The following is a 17,163-nucleotide window of genomic DNA, read 5'->3' on the forward strand; positions in this document are numbered from 1 at the left end:
CTGACAGTCAGGCGGCCTGTTTGGCCGCGATGTCCCGGATCTTGCCCACCATGGCCCGGAGGCCGTTACCCCGGGTGGGGGAGATGTGGCGGAACAGGTCCAATTGCTCGAACAGTTCGTCCACGTCCGTGGTCAGCAGGTCCCGGGGGGGCTTGCCATTCAGTGCCACCAGGATGATCGCTGCCAGGCCCCGGACGATCATGGCGTCGGAATCGATCATCAGGTACAGCCTGCCACTGTCCTCGTCAAAGTGGTGGATCAGCCAGACCTGACTCTGGCAGCCGTGGACGTAGTTGTCTTCCACCCGTTCCTCATCCGGGAAGTCGGGTAGCTGCTTGCCCAGGTCAATGATATAGGCGTAGCGGTCCTCCCAGTCGTCCAGGAGTTCGAAAGCGTCCACCACGTCATCCAGGGTGGTGTCCCGGCCCAGCGGGTTGTCGTGAAATTGCTGTGCAGTGGCCGTCATAACATCCCCAGTTCCAGCTTGGCCTCATCGGTGAGCATGTCGTTGTTCCAGGGTGGATCGAAAGTCAGTTCCACCGTCACCTTGTCCACGTTGGGCACATGTTCCACCTTGCGCTTCACATCGTCGGTGATCACCGGCCCCATGCCACAACCGGCGGCGGTGAGGGTCATGCGGATATAGACCTGGTTGCCTTCATCGGTGCCATTCTCAAGGCGACACTCGTAGATCAGGCCCAGGTCCACCACATTCACCGGGATTTCCGGATCGTAGCAGTTGCGCAAAGCTTCCCACACCTGATTCTCGTTGACGGTGCCATCGGCCGGTGTCTCGAAGCTGCTTTCCAGGGGCTGTTTGCCCAGGGCGTCGGCGTCATGACCTTCCACGCGGGCCAGGTTGCCATTGACGGCCACCGTGAAACTGCCCCCCAGTGACTGGGTAATGGTCACGAAGGTATCCGACGGAATCATGATTTCGGTTCCGGAGGGCACCAGGCGTGCTTCCACCTCGCGCTTGGTCAGGACCACTTCCCGTTCTGCCATGCCTGTACTGGCCTCGCTGTTGTCTGGTTGGCTCGAAATCCGGTGCTTTTGCTCCTCTCCCGCCAGGGGGGAAGGGGGATTTCAAACCACGGTGAAACTTTCACCGCAACCACACTCCGCCGTGGCGTTGGGGTTGCGGAATTCAAACATGGAATTGACACCCTGGGTGACAAAGTCGATCTCGGTGCCGTTGACCATGGGCAGGTGCTCCTTCCTGACGTAGATGTCCACGCCATCCACGGAGTACACCTCGTCATCGGCACTGGTTTCTTCCACCCACTGGGTCTCATACTTGAAGCCGGAGCAGCCGCTCTTCCTGATGGACAGGCGAATGCCCAGGGCTTCCGGTTTCTTCTCCAACTGCTTGCGCACGTGCCTGACCGCATCGGGGGTCATGGTGACGCCAACAGTGGGGTTGAAGGTTTCGGCTGTCATGGTTCCACCTCCATCAGGCAAACAGGCGCTGGATTTTTCGCAGACCGGTGAACAACTGGTCCACTTCCTCCAGCGTATTGTAGAACGCAAAGGACGCCCGGGCGGTACCGGGAACCCCGTAGAAGTCCATCAACGGCATGGCGCAGTGGTGGCCGGTGCGGATGGCGATACCCTGCTGGTCCAGCAGGGTTCCTATATCACTGGGGTGCAATCCCTCGATTTTAAAGGACATCACCGGTACTTTGTTGGCGGCGGTGCCGATAACGGCCATGCCCGGAATGGTTTCCACCAGCTCATTGGCCCGGGCCAGCAGGGCATTTTCCGCCGCTTCCATGGCCGGGCGGTCGAGACCGTCCAGGTAGTCGATGGCGGCGCCCAGGCCCACGGCCTCGGCAATGGCTGGTGTGCCTGCCTCGAACTTGTAGGGCAGGGTGTTCCAGGTGGTGCGCTCGAAGGATACCCGCTCGATCATCTCGCCGCCGCCCTGGTAGGGGGGGATCTCCTCAAGCAGTTGTTCCTTGCCGTAGAGCACGCCGATACCGGTGGGTCCGAACAGCTTGTGGGACGAGAAGGCATAGAAGTCACAGCCCAGGGCCTGCACATCCGGCTGGAAGTGGGGCACCGCCTGGGCACCGTCCACTACCGTAATCACACCATGGGCCTTGGCCTGCTCAATCAGCGGCGCAATGGGATTGACCGTTCCCAGCACGTTGGACACATGGGTGATGGCCAGCACCCGGGTGCGCTCGCTCAGCAGGCTGTTGAAGGATTCCAGGTCCAGTTCGCCATTCGGCTGCACCTGGATCGGTACCACCTTCGCGCCGGTGCGCTCCGCCACCATCTGCCAGGGCACGATGTTGGCGTGGTGTTCCATCTGGCTGACCAGGATTTCGTCGCCTTCCTTCAGGCGCGGCGCCAGGCCGTTGGCCACCAGGTTGATGGCTTCGGTGGTGCCCCGGGTCCAGATGATCTGGCGAGTGCTCTCGGCATTCAGGAAGTTGCGTACCGTCTCCCGGGCGCTCTCAAAGGCAACCGTTGCCCGGTCACCCAGGGTATGGGCGCCCCGGTGGACGTTGGAGTGCATCTCACGGTAATAGCGGTCCATGGCATCCAGCACCGCCTGGGGTTTCTGGGCCGAGGCGCCATTGTCCAGGTACACCAGCGGCTTGCCGTTCACCTGTTGGGACAGGATCGGGAAGTCCCGGCGAACGGCATCGACATCAAAGCCGGTCTTGCTGGCGTTGCTTGCCACGGAGAGATCGGTCATACCGGATCAGGCCTCCTCGAAGGTATCATCAAAAAACTGGTTCAGGCGCTCGTTGGCGCTGTCACGAACCTGCTCCACCGGAATCTGGGCCACCAGCTCATTAATGAAGGCCATGGTCAGCAGGACGTTGGCGTCACGGCGGCTGATCCCCCGGGACACCAGGTAGAACAGTGATGTCTCATCCAACTGACCAATGGTGGCGCCGTGGGCGCACTTGACGTCATCGGCGTAGATTTCCAGTTCCGGTTTGGTGTCTATCTCTGCCCCTGTAGACAGCAACAGGTTCTTGTTGTTCATCTCCGCATTGGATTGCTGGGCATCCTGGTGAATATGAATGCGGCCATTGAACACGGCGTGGGACTCGTCCGCGGCAATATTGCGGTAGGTCTCCTCGCTGTTGCAGTGGGGCACCATGTGGTCGATGCAGGTGTGGTTGTCATAGTGCTGCTTGCCCTGGGTGACCACCACGCCATTGAGCTTGCATTCAGCGCCTTCACCTTCGAAGCGGAGTTGCAGGTCATGGCGGCGGAGGGGGCCACCAAAGCCGACACAGTGGCTCTCGAAACGGGAGTCCCGTTGCTGGCGGACACCGGTAGCGCCAATGTGCTGCACGTTCTGGCCTTCCACATTCAGGCGGATGCTGGTGATTCGGGCACCGTCGGCGACCATGAACTCGGTCACGGTATCCACCATGGCGGATTCGTCACCACTGGAAACGTATTCCTCCACCAGCGTCATCTGACTGTGGCGGCCCGCATCCACATAGATCCGCGGGTAGGCGGAACCACTGGCCGTAGCGGTGACTTCATGCACCACGAACAGCGGCTCGCGCAGAACCGTGTCCGGTTTCAGGGTGATCAGCAGGCCATCCTCGAAGCGGGCGGAGTTCAGCCGCGCCATCTGCGTGGCATTGCTGTCCAGGGTGTTGTCCAGGCGCTCGGCCAGTGATGCTGCCTCGTCGTCGGACAGGTCGGCGAAGCGCTGTACGGACAGGCCATCCACCTGAGGCAGGCTGCTGGCGGCGCTGTCGATCACTCCATTACGAAACACCACCCGGTAGCCATCCACCGCCGCAAGGGTGGTCGCGCTGCCGGCGGGCAGGCCGGAGGCCAGCTCGTCGGACAGCTTCAGGTGTTTGCTGGAGTACTTCCAGTTCTCGGTCTTGCGGGTCGGCAGTGGCATATCCACCAGGGCCGTACCCCGTTGTTCGCGCAGCGCCAGCAGCGGTTGCGGCAGGGCTTCACCCGCCGGTTGCAGAAAGGCGCTGGAAAGCGTTGGTGCTGGTTTCATTCCAAGACCTCCCCGATCAGTTGGCGGCTGCTTCTTCGTCTTTAATGCCGAGCCAGCCGTAACCGCGCTCTTCCAGTTCCAGGGCCAGCTCACGGCCACCGGATTTGACGATCTGGCCGCCGGCCAGGACATGCACCTGATCCGGAACGATGTGGTTCAACAGGCGCTGATAGTGGGTCACCATCAGGATGGCGCGGTCCTCGGCACGCAGCGCGTTGACGCCGTCGGACACCACCTTCAGGGCATCGATATCGAGGCCGGAGTCGGTCTCGTCAAGAATAGCCAGCTTCGGCTGCAGCAGCAGTGCCTGCAGGATCTCGTTACGCTTTTTCTCGCCGCCAGAGAAACCTTCGTTCACGCCCCGCTTGAGGAAGGACGGGTCCAGGTCCACCTGCCTGGAGACTTCCTTCGCCAGCTTCATGAATTCGGCGGCGTTCATCTCCTGCTCGCCCCGGTGAGTACGCATGGCGTTCACCGCGGTACGCAGGAACTGCAGGTTGCTGACGCCGGGAATCTCCACCGGATACTGGAATGCCAGGAAGATACCTTCCCGAGCCCGATCCTCGGTCTCCAGGTCCAGCAGGTTCTCGCCGTTCAGGGTGATTTCCCCGGAGGTCACTTCAAATGCCTCATTACCTGCCAGCACCTGGGACAGGGTACTCTTGCCGGAGCCGTTCGGCCCCATGATGGCGTGGACCTCTCCAGCTTTGATCTCAAGGTTGATGCCCTTGAGGATTTCCTTGCCCTCAACGGATGCGTGCAGGTTCTTGATGCTCAGCATTTGTCGGATTCTCTCTCGTCAAAACATTCAGAATTCGTTTCAGTCTGCCCCGCTAATGGCCGCGATGTCGGCAGGCAATACAAATGTATGGGGTCAATGATCGGGCTGGACGTTCCGGGACCTTCAAAAACACGGACGTTTTTGAAGAGCCTCCAGGGATGGATTCACGGCGTGTCCCGGAACGTCCTGCCCGATTGCTGGCCCTTCACCAGGACCAGCAGACAACTCTCCAAAACAAGGTCAGCCAACAGACCCCTCAAGGCTAACCTCAAGCAGCTTCCCGGCCTCGACGGCAAACTCCATCGGCAGCTCCTTGAAGACCTCTTTACAGAAGCCATTCACAATCATGGAAACCGCCTGCTCCGGGTCGATACCCCGCTGCCGGCAGAGGAACATCTGCTCATCACTCACCTTCGAGGTCGTGGCCTCGTGCTCCACAATGGCCGACTTGTTCCTGCTCTCGATGTACGGGAACGTGTGCGCCCCGCAACGATCGCCGATCAGCAGCGAATCACACTGGGTGAAGTTACGGGCGCCTTCCGCGCCGGGCTGGAACTTCACCAGACCACGATAGGCATTGGAACTGCGGCCAGCGGAAATACCCTTGGAAATGATCGTGCTGGACGTGTTCTTGCCCAGATGGATCATCTTGGTACCGGTGTCTGCCTGCTGGTAGTTGTGGGTCAGGGCCACCGAGTAGAACTCGCCGACACTGTTATCGCCCTTCAGGATGCAGCTCGGATACTTCCAGGTGACGGCGGAGCCGGTCTCCACCTGGGTCCAGGAAATCTTTGAGTTCCTGCCCTGGCAGGCGCCCCGCTTGGTCACAAAGTTGTAGATGCCGCCCTTGCCGTGCTCATCACCCGGGTACCAGTTCTGCACCGTGGAGTACTTGATCTGGGCGTCGTCCAGCGCCACCAGCTCAACCACGGCGGCGTGCAACTGGTTCTCGTCCCGCATCGGGGCGGTACAGCCTTCCAGGTAGCTCACGTAACTGCCGGCATCCGCTACGATCAGCGTGCGCTCGAACTGACCGGTATTGGCCGCGTTGATGCGGAAGTAGGTGGACAGTTCCAGCGGGCAGCGAACACCCTTGGGAATGTAGACAAAGGAACCGTCGGAGAAGACCGCAGAGTTCAGGGCCGCGAAGAAGTTGTCCCCTGCCGGTACCACTGAGCCCAGGTATTTCTCAACCAGTTCCGGGTACTTCTGGACCGCCTCGGAAATCGGGCAGAAGATCACGCCTGCCTCGGCCAACTGATCCTTGAAGGTGGTGCCGATGGACACGGAATCGAAGACCGCATCCACCGCTACGCCAGCCAGCTTCTCCCGCTCATGGAGGGGAATGCCCAGCTTCTCGTAGGTGCGCAGCAACTCCGGATCCACGTCGTCCAGACTCTGGGGCATGTCTTCTTTCTTCTTGGGCGCGGAGTAGTAGGAGATCGAGTTGTAGTCGATCCTCGGGTAATCCACGTGCGCCCAGGTGGGGTCATCCATCTCCAGCCAGCGACGGTAGGCTTTCAGGCGCCAATTGAGCATGAACTCCGGCTCCTGCTTGATTTCCGACAGGCGGCGGATGACATCTTCGTTCAGCCCGGGCTCGAACGAATCGGTTTCGATCTCAGTCACGAAACCGTGTTCGTATTCCCGTTTGATCAGCTCTTTCACCTCATTATCGGTGGTCGCCATGATCGTCGCTCCGTAATTCTCTCATCGCGGGCGCGTGGCCCATTGGTGTTGCCTGCAACCGGACGCCATAAAGGCACGGGAGGCAGATTCATACCTGGGGTGTCGCAGTGGTCGCTCGTCCGGTGAGTGCGCCCTGCGATCATTTGTTGGATGACTGGCCGTGCCAGTGCCTTGATGAGGCTATCCTGATGTTTCTGATGACCGATTGTACAATATCAGAGTATTTTAGTCAGGTATTATTTCGTGACAGGCTGAATTATACCCCAATCACTGTTTATAGGCTCGCCAGGCACGGTAATCGCTCATTTTCCGGCCTCAATGTTCATGTCATAAAATTTGAGCTAACATGTGTACGCTCAAATAGAGTCAGGAACGCAATCGAACACAGAGAGGTTTCCAGCCCATGAGGTCGGACGCATTGGGGACGCTGGTCGTCGCCATGGTGCAATTTCTTCAGTCATCGGGGTTTTCCAGGGGGGAACTGGCCCGTTACGCAGGGCTGTCGGCGGAAGAGCTGGCAGAGCCCGAGGCCCGTTTGTCCCCGTCCCAGATGCAGCGTTTGTGGCAACTTATCCAGACGCGGATTTTGCCCACCATTACCTTCAGCCGGCAGGTTCGTCCATTGATTGCCCGTCATCTTGCCCGTGGCAGGGTGAAGGTGGAGTCAGTGGCTGCGGAGCTGAACATGAGCCGTCATACGCTCTACAAGAAGCTCAAGGAGGAGAATCTGACCTTTGCCGGTTTGCTTGAGGATGTGCGTCGGGAGCAGGCGTTGAAGTATCTGCATGACCGGAACCGGACCTTGTCCGAGGTGGCTGAGTTGCTGGGCTTCTCTGAACTCAGTGCGTTCAGTCGGGCGTTCAAGCGGTGGATGGGGAAGTCGCCTGCTGAGTTTCGGGCTGCCTGTTGAACAGTGTCGACCCGGCGCGCGAGGCGCCGGGTCGACAGGCTGATTGATATAGGCTTGGCGGCCTCGATCAGCCCTGGTACTTCCTGAACACCAGGGAAGCGTTAGTCCCGCCAAACCCGAAGCTGTTGCTCATCACCAGCGGAACCTCGGTGTTCTGGACTTCACGCACGATGGGATAACCCTCGGCGCCCTCATCCAGATCCTCGATGTTGGCGGACGGGGTGATGAAATCATTCTTCTGCATCAGCAGGCTGTAGATGGTTTCATGCACGCCAGCGGCCCCCAGGGAGTGGCCGGTCAGCGGCTTGGTTGAGCCCAGGGCCGGAATCCTGTCGCCGAACACCTGCTTCACCGCCTTCAGCTCGGTGATATCACCGGCTGGGGTGGAGGTGCCATGGGTGTTGATGTAGGCAATCTCGCCATCCACGTTTTTCAGTGCCTGCTGCATGCAGCGCACCGCGCCTTCACCGCTCGGTGCCACCATGTCGGCGCCGTCGGACGTGGCGCCAAACCCTACCAGCTCGGCAATAATATTCGCGCCGCGGGCCTTGGCGTGTTCCAGTTCTTCCAGTACGACCACGCCGCCGCCGCCGGAGATCACGAAGCCATCGCGGTTGGCGTCGTAGGTCCGGGAGGCCTTTTCCGGGGTGTCGTTGTACTTGGTGGACAGCGCGCCCATGGCGTCGAACAGCAGGCTCAGGCTCCAGTGCACATCGTCACCGCCGCCGGCGAACATGATATCCTGGCGGCCCATGGCGATCAGGTCGGCCGAGTGGCCGATGCAGTGGGCGCTGGTGGCGCAGGCCGAGGTGATGCTGTAGTTGACACCGGTGATGCCGAAGGCGGTGGACAGCGAGGCGTTGATGGCGCTGCCCATGGTGCGGGGCACCCGATAGGGCCCGACGCGGCGGATGCCCTTCTCACGGTGGGTATCGATGGAATCCATCAGCTCCAGCGTGGAGGCACCACCGGTTCCCATGATTATACCGGTGTTGTTGTCACGGATCTGCTCATCGCTGAGGCCGGACTGCTCAATGGCCTCTTTCATGGCCAGGTAGGCGTAGGCGGAAGCCGGGCACATGAAGCGCAGCAGTTTGCGGTCAATCAGTGACTTGTAGTCGATGTCGATATTGCCGCAGATCTGACTGCGCAGGCCGTTATCGGCGGCTTCCTGGCTGAAGCGGATGCCGGATTTGACCTCCCGCAGGGAGTCGGTGACTTCTTGGGTGTTGTTACCGAGGCTGGAAACAATGCCCATTCCGGTAATGACAACTCGACGCATGGTCCGGGCTCCTAAAAATCGTCTGTTGAGGTGAACAGGCCAACCCGCAGGTCCTTGGCGGTATAGATCTCGCGACCGTCCACTTCCATGCGGGCATCGGCAATGGCCATGGTCAGTTTGCGTTTGACCATCCGTTTAATATCCAGATGATACCGGACCAGCTTGTTTTCTGGCAGCACCTGACCAAAGAATTTTACCTCACCGGCCCCCAGGGCCCGGCCCTTGCCCTGGCCGCCGGACCAGGCCAGGAAGAATCCCACCAGTTGCCACATGGCGTCCAGGCCCAGGCACCCCGGCATCACCGGGTCACCCTGGAAATGGACCTTGAAGAACCAGAGGTCCGGGTCGATGTCCAGTTCGGCGACAAGGCTTCCCTTGCCATAGGCGCCATCGGAGTCGTTGATGTGGGTGATACGGTCCACCATCAGCATTTCGTCGATGGGCAGGCGCATGTCGCCCTCGAACAGGCGGCCATGTCCGCATTCGATCAGTGCGGCTTTATCAAAGTGGTCTGGGTTCATGAGTGCGGGTAGTTCCATTTCTGACTGTAACCCACACTTTACTCGTTACGCGGGAAAAATCTATTGACCGATGGTTGTAGTTTTTTGACTGATGGTTGTTCGGGTTACGCCTGCAGCTCCAAAAAGCGCGACCCGGGAGTGCCCGGGCCGGGGGTGATTGCCGTGCCAGGCGGCGGTTCAGCCAGGTTTACCGTCCACCCGGGGGCTTGCGAGGATACCCGTGTACAGCGCCAGGAAAGTGGCGTAGGCAAATGTCCAGAGCAGAGCGCTGGCAGTGACGCCGGCAGGCCAGGGGAATACCCCGAAGGCAGTGGCGACGCGGACCAGTGCCGCCAGGTGAATGGCGATGAAGGCCAGGACCATTCCGGTGGGCAGTTCCATGGCACGGCCGGTGTGGCCCAGGGACACCCGGGCAATCACGCCAAGGATCAGGCAGGCGACAGCACCGGTGCCGGCGGCGTGGGTCCAGGCGGAGGTTGGCCATCCGGCGACAAGGCTGCCGGCCAGCAGCACCAGGGCCACCGGTACCCAGAGGATGGACAGGTGCAGGATCCAGAGCAGGGGTTCACGATACACCAGCCAGCCTTTCCAGCCGTATAGCCGGATCAGCATCAGCGTGGCCGCCACGATGGCCAGGATCGCCGTGACGGTGATCAGACCGGAGACCAGGGCGCCCAGCAGCAGTATCATGGCAATGACGGACGCCAGGTCCAGGGCGGGAACCACCCGGACGCGGTCAGCGGCCAGCCCCCTCTGCCGCAGCCAGCCGGTGGAGAAAGCGGGGGTAATGCGACCGCCGATAATGCTGATCAGCGCCAGGGCCAGGATCAGCGCCCCCTGGGCAAAGATCATGTCCAGACGCATGACGAAGCCGAGCTGCATCAGCCAGAACAGACCCAGTACCACCAGGATCATCAGCTGGCGCTTCTGGCGTGCCTTGCCGATGCGCCAGCCGGCATCCAGCATGACCAGGGGCAGGAACACCAGGTTCACGCCCTGCACCAGCCAGACGGGCAGGTCTTCACCTACGGTCAGCAGTACGCGTGCGACGACCCAGATACTCCACAGCAGGAACAGGCGAATGCCGTGGGTGCGCTCCGTTCCGGTCCAGACACAGACTGCGGTCAGCAGGAAGCCGGCGATGGCAGCGGACAGGAAGCCGAAAAGCATCTCATGCTGGTGCCAGAGGATCCCCGGCATTGCCAGGGGCAGACTGATGGTGCCGGTAACCTGCAGTACCCAGGCGGGAATCGACACCAGTGACAGCAGCGTCAGCGACAGGAAGAAGATACGGAAGGGATAGCTGAAGAGCTGGCCCGGATGGGCGCCTCGATGCTGTTCGGAATAGGGGGTGGACTGGGCCTGCATGGCAAACCTCCAATAAACATGCATTTTAGATAAATTTTATAGGGTGTGATGCATGACCGCCATACCCGCTTGGAGGTATTTGTCCGCACGATGCCGTACAATGCGCCTATCACTTTGATTCAACGAGAGAATGTAGCCCAATGGCGTATACCATCCTGAAACACCTTCACATGACCACGGCCTACCTGACGGTCACCCTGTTTGCCCTGCGCCTGTTGCTGGATATGGTGGGGCGCCCCGGCTGGCGGCAGACACCGCTACGCTGGATTCCCCACGCCAATGACACCATCCTGCTGGCGGCGGCCATCGGGCTGGTCGTGGTCACCCCCTGGATGCCATTCGTGCATGGCTGGCTGACTCTGAAAGTGCTGCTGCTGGTGGGCTATATCGTGGCGGGGGTGTTCGCCCTCAAACCGGCTTTCGGTAAGCCTGTACGAGTGGTGGCCGCTATCCTGGCGTTGTTGCAGGTGTCGTTCATCTTCCATCTGGCGATGACCAAGACGCTGCCATTCTGATGGGGGCTCCCCGCATCGCGGGGAGCCGGTTTCCTCAGGGCTGCTGGCCCGATCCGATTCGCCTGGACAGCTCCTCCAGCTGACCCTGGATTGCGGTCAGCTTCCGGGTCATCTCATCCCGTTCGTCATGGGCCTTCTGGGCCTCTTTCTGGTTCTGCTCCTCGCTCATCACTTCCAGAATCGCGCCGATCATCATGTTCAGGAACACAAAGGCGGTCAGAAAAATGAACGTCAGGTAGTACAGCCAGCTCAGGGGATAGGCCTCCATGGTGGCGTACATGACGTCGGTCCAGTCCTCGAAGGTGGCGACCCGGAACAGGGTCAGCATGGAGATGGCCACGTCGCCCCACAGGGTTTCATCAACTCCGGCGAAAAACATGGACCCCATGGCGGCATAGATGTAGAAAATGATGAACATCAGCAGGGCGATGTAGCCCATGCGGGGAATGGCCTTGAGCAGTGAGTTGATCAGGAACCTCAGTTCGGGCACCACGGACACCAGTCGCAGCACCCGGAATACCCGCAGCAGGCGCCCCAGCAGCACCGCTTCGGAGTTGTCCAGGGGGATCAGGCTGCCAATGACCACCAGGGTATCGAACAGGTTCCAGCCATCCAGCAGGAAGCGTTTCCTGTTGGGGCAGGCGGCGAAGCGGAACAGGATCTCGACCAGGAAGAACAGGGTAATGGCATTGTCCATGGCGGTCAGGGCACCTTCCACCAGCGGTGGCAGGTCATAGGTCTTCGCCCCGATGGTGAGCGCGGACAGGATGATGATGGTGATGACCACACCCTGGAAGATCTTGCTGGATTCGATTCGGCGCAATTGCTGGAAGCCCGATAGGGGTGTTGATTCGGCAGACATGACGACAGCTCCGGAAGGACAAATCGGGGGAATGATAATGCGGGTTTGGGGCGTGGTACAGACTATCGTGCTGTGATGACTGTGGACGGACTGATGCTATCCCAGGTCGGGGATGGCAGCCCATTCATCGTCGGTAACCGGCATCACCGACAGCCGGTTGCCCTTGCGGACCAGGGGCATGTTTTCCAGGGCCGGGATGGCCTTGAGTTCAGCCAGCGGAATAATGTGCGGCAGTTTGCGGACGAACTGCATGTCCACCGCGTCCCAGCGGGGTTTTTCCAGGGTGGCTTTCGGATCGTGGTAGAGGGATAACGGATCAAACTGGGTCGGGTCCGGATAGGCCGCCCGCACCACGGTCACAACCCCCGCGATACCAATGTGCTGGCAACTGGAGTGGTAGAGGAGCACCTGGTCACCCTCGTCCATCTGGCGGAGGAAGTTACGGGCCTGGTAGTTCCTGACACCGTCCCAGGGGATCACCCGGTCCGGAGCTGTGGCGAAGTCGTCGATGCCACACTCTTCGGGCTCACTTTTCACCAGCCACTTCGCCATGACGCGCTCCTGCCGTTGATCAATGCTTCAGTATAACGTAAAAGCCCCCGTTTCCGGGGGCTGTAGGGCATGGTGTGCGTTCAGCAGGGAGACGGCGCGTTTTTCCTGGCATAGAACCACCAGGTAACCACCAGGCAACTGACGTAGAAGACAATGAATCCGACGAGGGCCGCCGCCACGCCGCCCGTCAGGTCGATGGAGGAACCATAGGCCTTGGGAATGAAGAATCCGCCGTAGGCTGCGAAGGCAGAGATGAAGCCGAGCACCGCCGCGGACTCCCGGTTGGCTGCCTTCTGGGCCTCCTCCGGCTTGCCGGGCATCTCGCGCCCGAGGAGATTGCGGAAGATCACCGGTACCATACGGAAGGTGGATCCATTGCCAATGCCGGTGGCCACGAAAAGTACCAGGAAGCAGCCGAAGAAGCCCCAGAAGCTGCCAGGTGTCAGGTCGTTTGGCAGGAAGAACATCACCCCGAAAACGCCGGCGATCATCACTGCGAAGGTCCACAGGGTGACCCGGGCACCGCCCAGCCGGTCAGCCAGCACGCCACCGACCGGTCGTGCCAGAGCGCCGACCAGGGGGCCGAGGAAGGCGTACTTCACCGGATCCACATCCGGAAACTGCATGCCCGAGAGCAGCGGGAAACCAGCGGCAAAGCCGATAAAGCTGCCGAACATGCCCAGGTAGAGCCAGCACATCAGCCAATTGTCCTTGCGCCTGAAGATCACCGCCTGCTCCCTGAAGCTGGCCCTGGCGTCGGCGATATCGTTCATGCCGAACCAGGCGGCCACGCTGCCCAGGATGATCAGCGGCACCCACAGGAAGGCGGCGTTCTGCAGCCAGAGTGGTTCGCCGGCGCTGGCCCCCTGCTGGATGATCAGCGGCTCGCCGCCAATGGGGCCGAACAGGCTGATGGCGATCACCAGTGGCCCCAGCAGTTGCATACCGGATACGCCCAGGTTGCCCAGCCCGGCATTCATGCCCATGGCGCCACCCTTCCGGGCCTGTGGATAGAAGAAGCTGATATTCGACATGCTGGAGGCGAAGTTACCGCCACCGAAACCGCATAGCAGTGCCAGGATCAGCATGATCAGGTACGGCGTGTCGGTATTCTGGATGGCAAAGCCGATCCACAGGCAGGGCAGCAGTAGCGAGGCTGTGGAAATGGCGGTCCAGCGGCGCCCCCCGAATATCGGCACCATAAAGCTGTAGAAGATCCTCAGGGTGGCGCCGGACAGTGCCGGCAGGGCCGCCAGCCAGAATAGCTGGTTGGAGCTGTATTCGAAGCCCAGCTGGGGCATCTTCACCACCAGGATGCTCCAGATGGTCCACACCGCGAAGGCCAGGAACAGGTTGGGAATGGAAATCCAGAGATTGCGCTTGGCAATCCGCTTGCCCTTTGTCTCCCAGAAGTCCGGATCTTCCGGGCGCCAGTCTTCAAGCACCAGGGCGTTGGGAGTGGACAGCTCCGGCAGGTCGGTTTTCTCTTCCCGGGCGGTCCATTCGATGCGTTCGGCGCTGCGGATGGCGTAGTGCATCCAGGCCAGGGCACCGGCGACAATCACGAACAGCAGCATGAACGTGCTCTGGTAGACGCCGACCACATCGTTGAGCATGCCAAAGGTGAGGGGCAGGAAGAAGCCGCCGAGGCCGCCGATCATGCCGACCACGCCACCGACAGCGCCCACGCTCTTCGGGTAGTAGACCGGAATATGCTTGAATACCGCGGCCTTGCCCAGGGACATGAAGAAGCCCAGTACGAACGTCAACACCACAAAACCGGCCAGGTTCATGGACAGACTGAAACTGATATCGCCGTGAATGCCGTGCACCACGTACTCGGTGGGAGGGTAGCTGAGCAGGAAGGTGCAGATGGCCGACGCGATAAAGGTCCAGTACATCACCCGGCGGGCGCCGTACCTGTCGGACATCCAGCCCCCCAGGATGCGGAACAGGGAGGCGGGAATGGTATACAGGGCGGCAATGATACCGGCGGTCTTGATATCCAGGCCGTACACCTGGATCAGGTAGTGGGGAAGCCACAGGGCCAGGGCCACGAAGGCTCCGAACACGAAGAAGTAGTAGAATGAGAAACGCCACACCCGCATGTCGGACAGGGGTTCGAGCTGGGCTATGAACGACTGCTTACGGCGCTCCGCCCGTTCCTCCGCCAGTGGGTCCTCCTTCGCCAGGAACAGGAATGCCACCCCCATTACTGCCATGACGGTGGCATAGACCAGGGCGGTGTTCTGCCAGCCCAGTGCCACCAGCAGGAAGGGCGCGCCGAAGTTGGTAATGGCCGCGCCCACGTTGCCGGCGCCGAAGATGCCCAGGGCCGTGCCCTGTTTGCCGGGCTCGAACCAGGCGGAGGTATAGGTTACCCCCACAATGAAACCACCGCCGGCCAGGCCGACGCCCAGGGCACCGACCAGTAGCAGGTAGTAGCTGTTGGCAAAGGTGAGCAGATAGACACAGGCGGCGGTGATCAGCATCAGCACGCTGAATACCTTGCGACCTCCGAAACGATCGGTCCAGATGCCCAGGAATAACCGGCTGATGGAGCCGGTCAGGATGGGGGTGGCCATCAGCAGGCCGAGTTGGGTATCGGACAGTCCGAAATCCTGCTTGAGCTTGATGCCGATGATGGAAAAGATGGTCCACACCGCAAAACACAGGGTGAAGGCGAATGTGGATATGGCCAGGGCCCGATTCTGGCCCCGCCTGTCCAGCGCGTCCGATGTCACCATATTCATGCACTCCAGGTGGCTGTTTTGATAGGGTCTGTGGAGACTCTAGTCAGACCCTGGAGTACTGAAATTGATAAATAACAAGGATGATTGGCGCTACCTGGTGTTGACCATGAGAACGCCGGCAGGGGAGGCTGCTTGGTCATTTTAGTCTTTTAATAACAGTGGCTTATAGGGTGTACCCCGGTAGGGGTAGCCAGTCCGGTGTATCGGGGAATAAGAGGTAGCCACTCATAGCCGTGGTCCGGAAGCCCGCGCGTGGTCCGCATAAGACCACTCCGGGGTCAGGTGGTATGGGGCAGGACGCCAAGGTACACGGCGCTGAAATGACAGGCGCTGCCGCCAATCACGAACAGGTGCCACACCGCATGCATGTAGGGGATGCGGTCCATCAGGTAGAAGATCACCCCGATGGTATAGGCCAGCCCGCCGGCAATGATCAGCCTCAGTCCGGTCTCGCTGAGATTGTTTATCAGGTCGGTGGAGGCGAACACGATCAGCCAGCCCATGGCCAGGTAGATTCCCACCCGAACCAGCCTGAACCGGTGTTTGAAGATCATCTTCAGGACCACGCCGGTAACGGCCAGCGACCAGATAATGGAAAAGAAGGTCCAGCCCATGGTTCCCCGCATGTTGACCAGTAGGAAGGGTGTATAGGTACCCGCGATCAGCAGGAAAATGGCGCAGTGGTCCAGGGTCTTGAAGGTGGACCTGAGCTTGGGGTTGCGACTGCCGTGGTAGAAGGCGGACGCCACGTAGAGCAGGATCAGGGTGGCGCCGAAGATACTGAAACTCACCACCTTCCAGGCATCGCCCAACTGGCCGGCAGCGATGATCAGGGCCGCCGTTCCGATGACACTGAGGACGGCACCGATGCCATGGGTGGCACTGTTGAGCCATTCCTCGATGCGGTCATGGATAGTTGTGGGTCGGGCTTCGATGACTGTCATGGAGCTGTCTTACCGGGCTGCACGAGTGCGAAATGTTTTAAATGAGGTTATCACAGTTCGCGCAGCGTACACCGGTTTGGCGGCGAAGTGTTGTCCCTTCTGTTGCGACAGGTATCCTCCCGCTGATATTACCACGTCTCGATAATGCATATTATTTACAGCGCTTTAGGTATCTGCCAGCGGCGTGATTATTTCAGGGCGGTTAAAAAATCGTCAGCCACCGCGGCGTGATCCGGTTCGCGGTTAACCCGATGGTCATTTGAGTTGGCTTACCTGCTGGCGTTCTTTAGCCGTGAAAAGGTCGCTGGTACCACCCCCAGCCACGCCGCCAGTTGATTGTCCGGCACCCTCCGCACCAGCTCCGGATATTCCTCCAGCAACAGCTGGTAGCGGTCCTTTGCCGGCATGGTCTGCTTGCGGAACTCCCGCATGCTGGTCAGTTCCGCCAGTTCTTCGGTCAGCGACAGGGCAAAGCGGGCCCAGGCACCCTCGCCACGGCTGGTGACGGCGGAACGGAACGCCGGGAAGCTGGCCATCCACAGGGTGCAGTGGGTAACGGAGGTCAGGCACAGGGTATTGCGCCTGGTCCGGGTACGACCGAACACCGGCCACACCAGGTCACCTTCCGAGAAGAAATGATGCACGGCGATACGGCCGCTCGGCGCCTCACGATACAGGCGCATGACGCCGTGCTGGATCAGGTAGACGTGTGCCCAGGGGCTGTCATGCTGCTCCAGGGTGGTCTCCGGATCCACCCGGCGAACCTGGAACAGCCGGGCCAGGTCCTCCAGGTAACGGCGCTCCGGCGAGTCCGGGTGTCTGCTATCCAGGCGGATACCAAACACCCGGCTCAGGCTGTTCAGCAGTGCAAGGGATGGTTGGGGGTTGGCCTGCCGGACAAATTCCGGCTGGCATGAATCCAGCAGACAGGGGGAGGACGCCGGCGGGTTGCGATCAGCGTGCTCGTGGGGATCGCTCATGGTTCGCAT

At 60.4% G+C, this 17,163-nt stretch carries 17 protein-coding genes; 2 read left to right on the plus strand and 15 right to left on the minus strand.

Features of this window, described 5'->3' with window-relative positions; genetic code table 11:
* Nucleotides 1-7: 7 nt before the first annotated feature.
* The 7 genes from ACJO3T_RS01580 to sufB all read right to left on the minus strand — a co-directional run bounded on the left by ACJO3T_RS01580 (nucleotide 8) and on the right by sufB (nucleotide 6,467).
* A complete protein-coding gene (locus tag ACJO3T_RS01580) occupies nucleotides 8-466 on the minus strand; it encodes a SufE family protein (protein ID WP_406960841.1) in 459 nt (152 codons plus the stop codon).
* Nucleotides 463-1,005 (minus strand): putative Fe-S cluster assembly protein SufT, encoded by a 543-nt coding sequence (gene sufT, locus ACJO3T_RS01585; RefSeq protein ID WP_406960843.1) that lies wholly within the window; start codon nucleotides 1,003-1,005, stop codon nucleotides 463-465. Before sufT ends, ACJO3T_RS01580 begins: the two co-directional genes overlap by 4 nt.
* Before the next feature lie 81 nt (nucleotides 1,006-1,086).
* Nucleotides 1,087-1,440, minus strand: a complete 354-nt coding sequence (locus ACJO3T_RS01590; protein ID WP_406960845.1) for a HesB/IscA family protein — start codon at nucleotides 1,438-1,440, stop codon at nucleotides 1,087-1,089.
* A 13-nt stretch (nucleotides 1,441-1,453) separates the two neighbouring features.
* Nucleotides 1,454-2,707 (minus strand): aminotransferase class V-fold PLP-dependent enzyme, encoded by a 1,254-nt coding sequence (locus ACJO3T_RS01595; RefSeq protein WP_406960847.1) that lies wholly within the window; start codon nucleotides 2,705-2,707, stop codon nucleotides 1,454-1,456.
* A gap of 6 nt (nucleotides 2,708-2,713) precedes the next feature.
* A complete protein-coding gene (gene sufD / locus ACJO3T_RS01600; RefSeq protein WP_406977613.1) occupies nucleotides 2,714-3,997 on the minus strand; it encodes a Fe-S cluster assembly protein SufD in 1,284 nt (427 codons plus the stop codon).
* 16 nt (nucleotides 3,998-4,013) lie between these two features.
* Nucleotides 4,014-4,778, minus strand: a complete 765-nt coding sequence (sufC, locus tag ACJO3T_RS01605) for a Fe-S cluster assembly ATPase SufC (RefSeq protein ID WP_406960851.1) — start codon at nucleotides 4,776-4,778, stop codon at nucleotides 4,014-4,016.
* Nucleotides 4,779-5,018: 240 nt separating this feature from the next.
* A complete protein-coding gene (gene sufB, locus ACJO3T_RS01610; protein ID WP_406960852.1) occupies nucleotides 5,019-6,467 on the minus strand; it encodes a Fe-S cluster assembly protein SufB in 1,449 nt (482 codons plus the stop codon).
* A gap of 439 nt (nucleotides 6,468-6,906) precedes the next feature.
* On the opposite strand from sufB, the gene ACJO3T_RS01615 reads away from it, so the two are divergent.
* Nucleotides 6,907-7,377, plus strand: coding sequence for a helix-turn-helix transcriptional regulator (locus ACJO3T_RS01615; protein ID WP_406960854.1), 471 nt, complete (start codon nucleotides 6,907-6,909; stop codon nucleotides 7,375-7,377).
* A gap of 67 nt (nucleotides 7,378-7,444) precedes the next feature.
* On the opposite strand, the gene fabB is transcribed toward ACJO3T_RS01615, so the two are convergent.
* The 3 genes from fabB to ACJO3T_RS01630 form a co-directional block, all read right to left on the minus strand.
* Nucleotides 7,445-8,659 (minus strand): beta-ketoacyl-ACP synthase I, encoded by a 1,215-nt coding sequence (gene fabB, locus ACJO3T_RS01620; protein ID WP_406960856.1) that lies wholly within the window; start codon nucleotides 8,657-8,659, stop codon nucleotides 7,445-7,447.
* A gap of 11 nt (nucleotides 8,660-8,670) precedes the next feature.
* Entirely contained in the window at nucleotides 8,671-9,180 is a 510-nt protein-coding gene (gene fabA / locus ACJO3T_RS01625; protein ID WP_406960858.1) for a bifunctional 3-hydroxydecanoyl-ACP dehydratase/trans-2-decenoyl-ACP isomerase, read from the minus strand.
* A 177-nt stretch (nucleotides 9,181-9,357) separates the two neighbouring features.
* The gene (locus ACJO3T_RS01630) at nucleotides 9,358-10,548 is read right to left on the minus strand and encodes an NnrS family protein (protein WP_406960860.1); all 1,191 of its coding nucleotides are present in this window, start codon (nucleotides 10,546-10,548) and stop codon (nucleotides 9,358-9,360) included.
* A gap of 140 nt (nucleotides 10,549-10,688) precedes the next feature.
* Between ACJO3T_RS01630 and ACJO3T_RS01635 the strand changes: the two genes are divergently transcribed.
* Entirely contained in the window at nucleotides 10,689-11,063 is a 375-nt protein-coding gene (locus tag ACJO3T_RS01635) for a SirB2 family protein (RefSeq protein WP_406960862.1), read from the plus strand.
* A 34-nt stretch (nucleotides 11,064-11,097) separates the two neighbouring features.
* Here ACJO3T_RS01635 and ACJO3T_RS01640 read toward each other — a convergent pair whose 3' ends face one another.
* From ACJO3T_RS01640 to ACJO3T_RS01660, 5 genes are all read right to left on the minus strand, one after another.
* The gene (locus ACJO3T_RS01640) at nucleotides 11,098-11,925 is read right to left on the minus strand and encodes an ion transporter (RefSeq protein ID WP_406960864.1); all 828 of its coding nucleotides are present in this window, start codon (nucleotides 11,923-11,925) and stop codon (nucleotides 11,098-11,100) included.
* Nucleotides 11,926-12,021: 96 nt separating this feature from the next.
* Nucleotides 12,022-12,477, minus strand: a complete 456-nt coding sequence (locus ACJO3T_RS01645) for an EVE domain-containing protein (RefSeq protein ID WP_406977614.1) — start codon at nucleotides 12,475-12,477, stop codon at nucleotides 12,022-12,024.
* Nucleotides 12,478-12,557: 80 nt separating this feature from the next.
* Entirely contained in the window at nucleotides 12,558-15,230 is a 2,673-nt protein-coding gene (locus ACJO3T_RS01650; RefSeq protein WP_406977615.1) for a nitrate/nitrite transporter, read from the minus strand.
* A 278-nt stretch (nucleotides 15,231-15,508) separates the two neighbouring features.
* On the minus strand, nucleotides 15,509-16,174 hold the full coding sequence (gene trhA / locus ACJO3T_RS01655) for a PAQR family membrane homeostasis protein TrhA (RefSeq protein WP_406960870.1): 666 nt from the start codon (nucleotides 16,172-16,174) through the stop codon (nucleotides 15,509-15,511).
* 269 nt (nucleotides 16,175-16,443) lie between these two features.
* On the minus strand, nucleotides 16,444-17,154 hold the full coding sequence (locus ACJO3T_RS01660) for a Crp/Fnr family transcriptional regulator (protein WP_406960872.1): 711 nt from the start codon (nucleotides 17,152-17,154) through the stop codon (nucleotides 16,444-16,446).
* Nucleotides 17,155-17,163 lie beyond the last annotated feature (9 nt).

Origin of the sequence: Marinobacter shunpengi (genome assembly GCF_045449715.1) — a bacterium.
Classification (GTDB): domain Bacteria; phylum Pseudomonadota; class Gammaproteobacteria; order Pseudomonadales; family Oleiphilaceae; genus Marinobacter.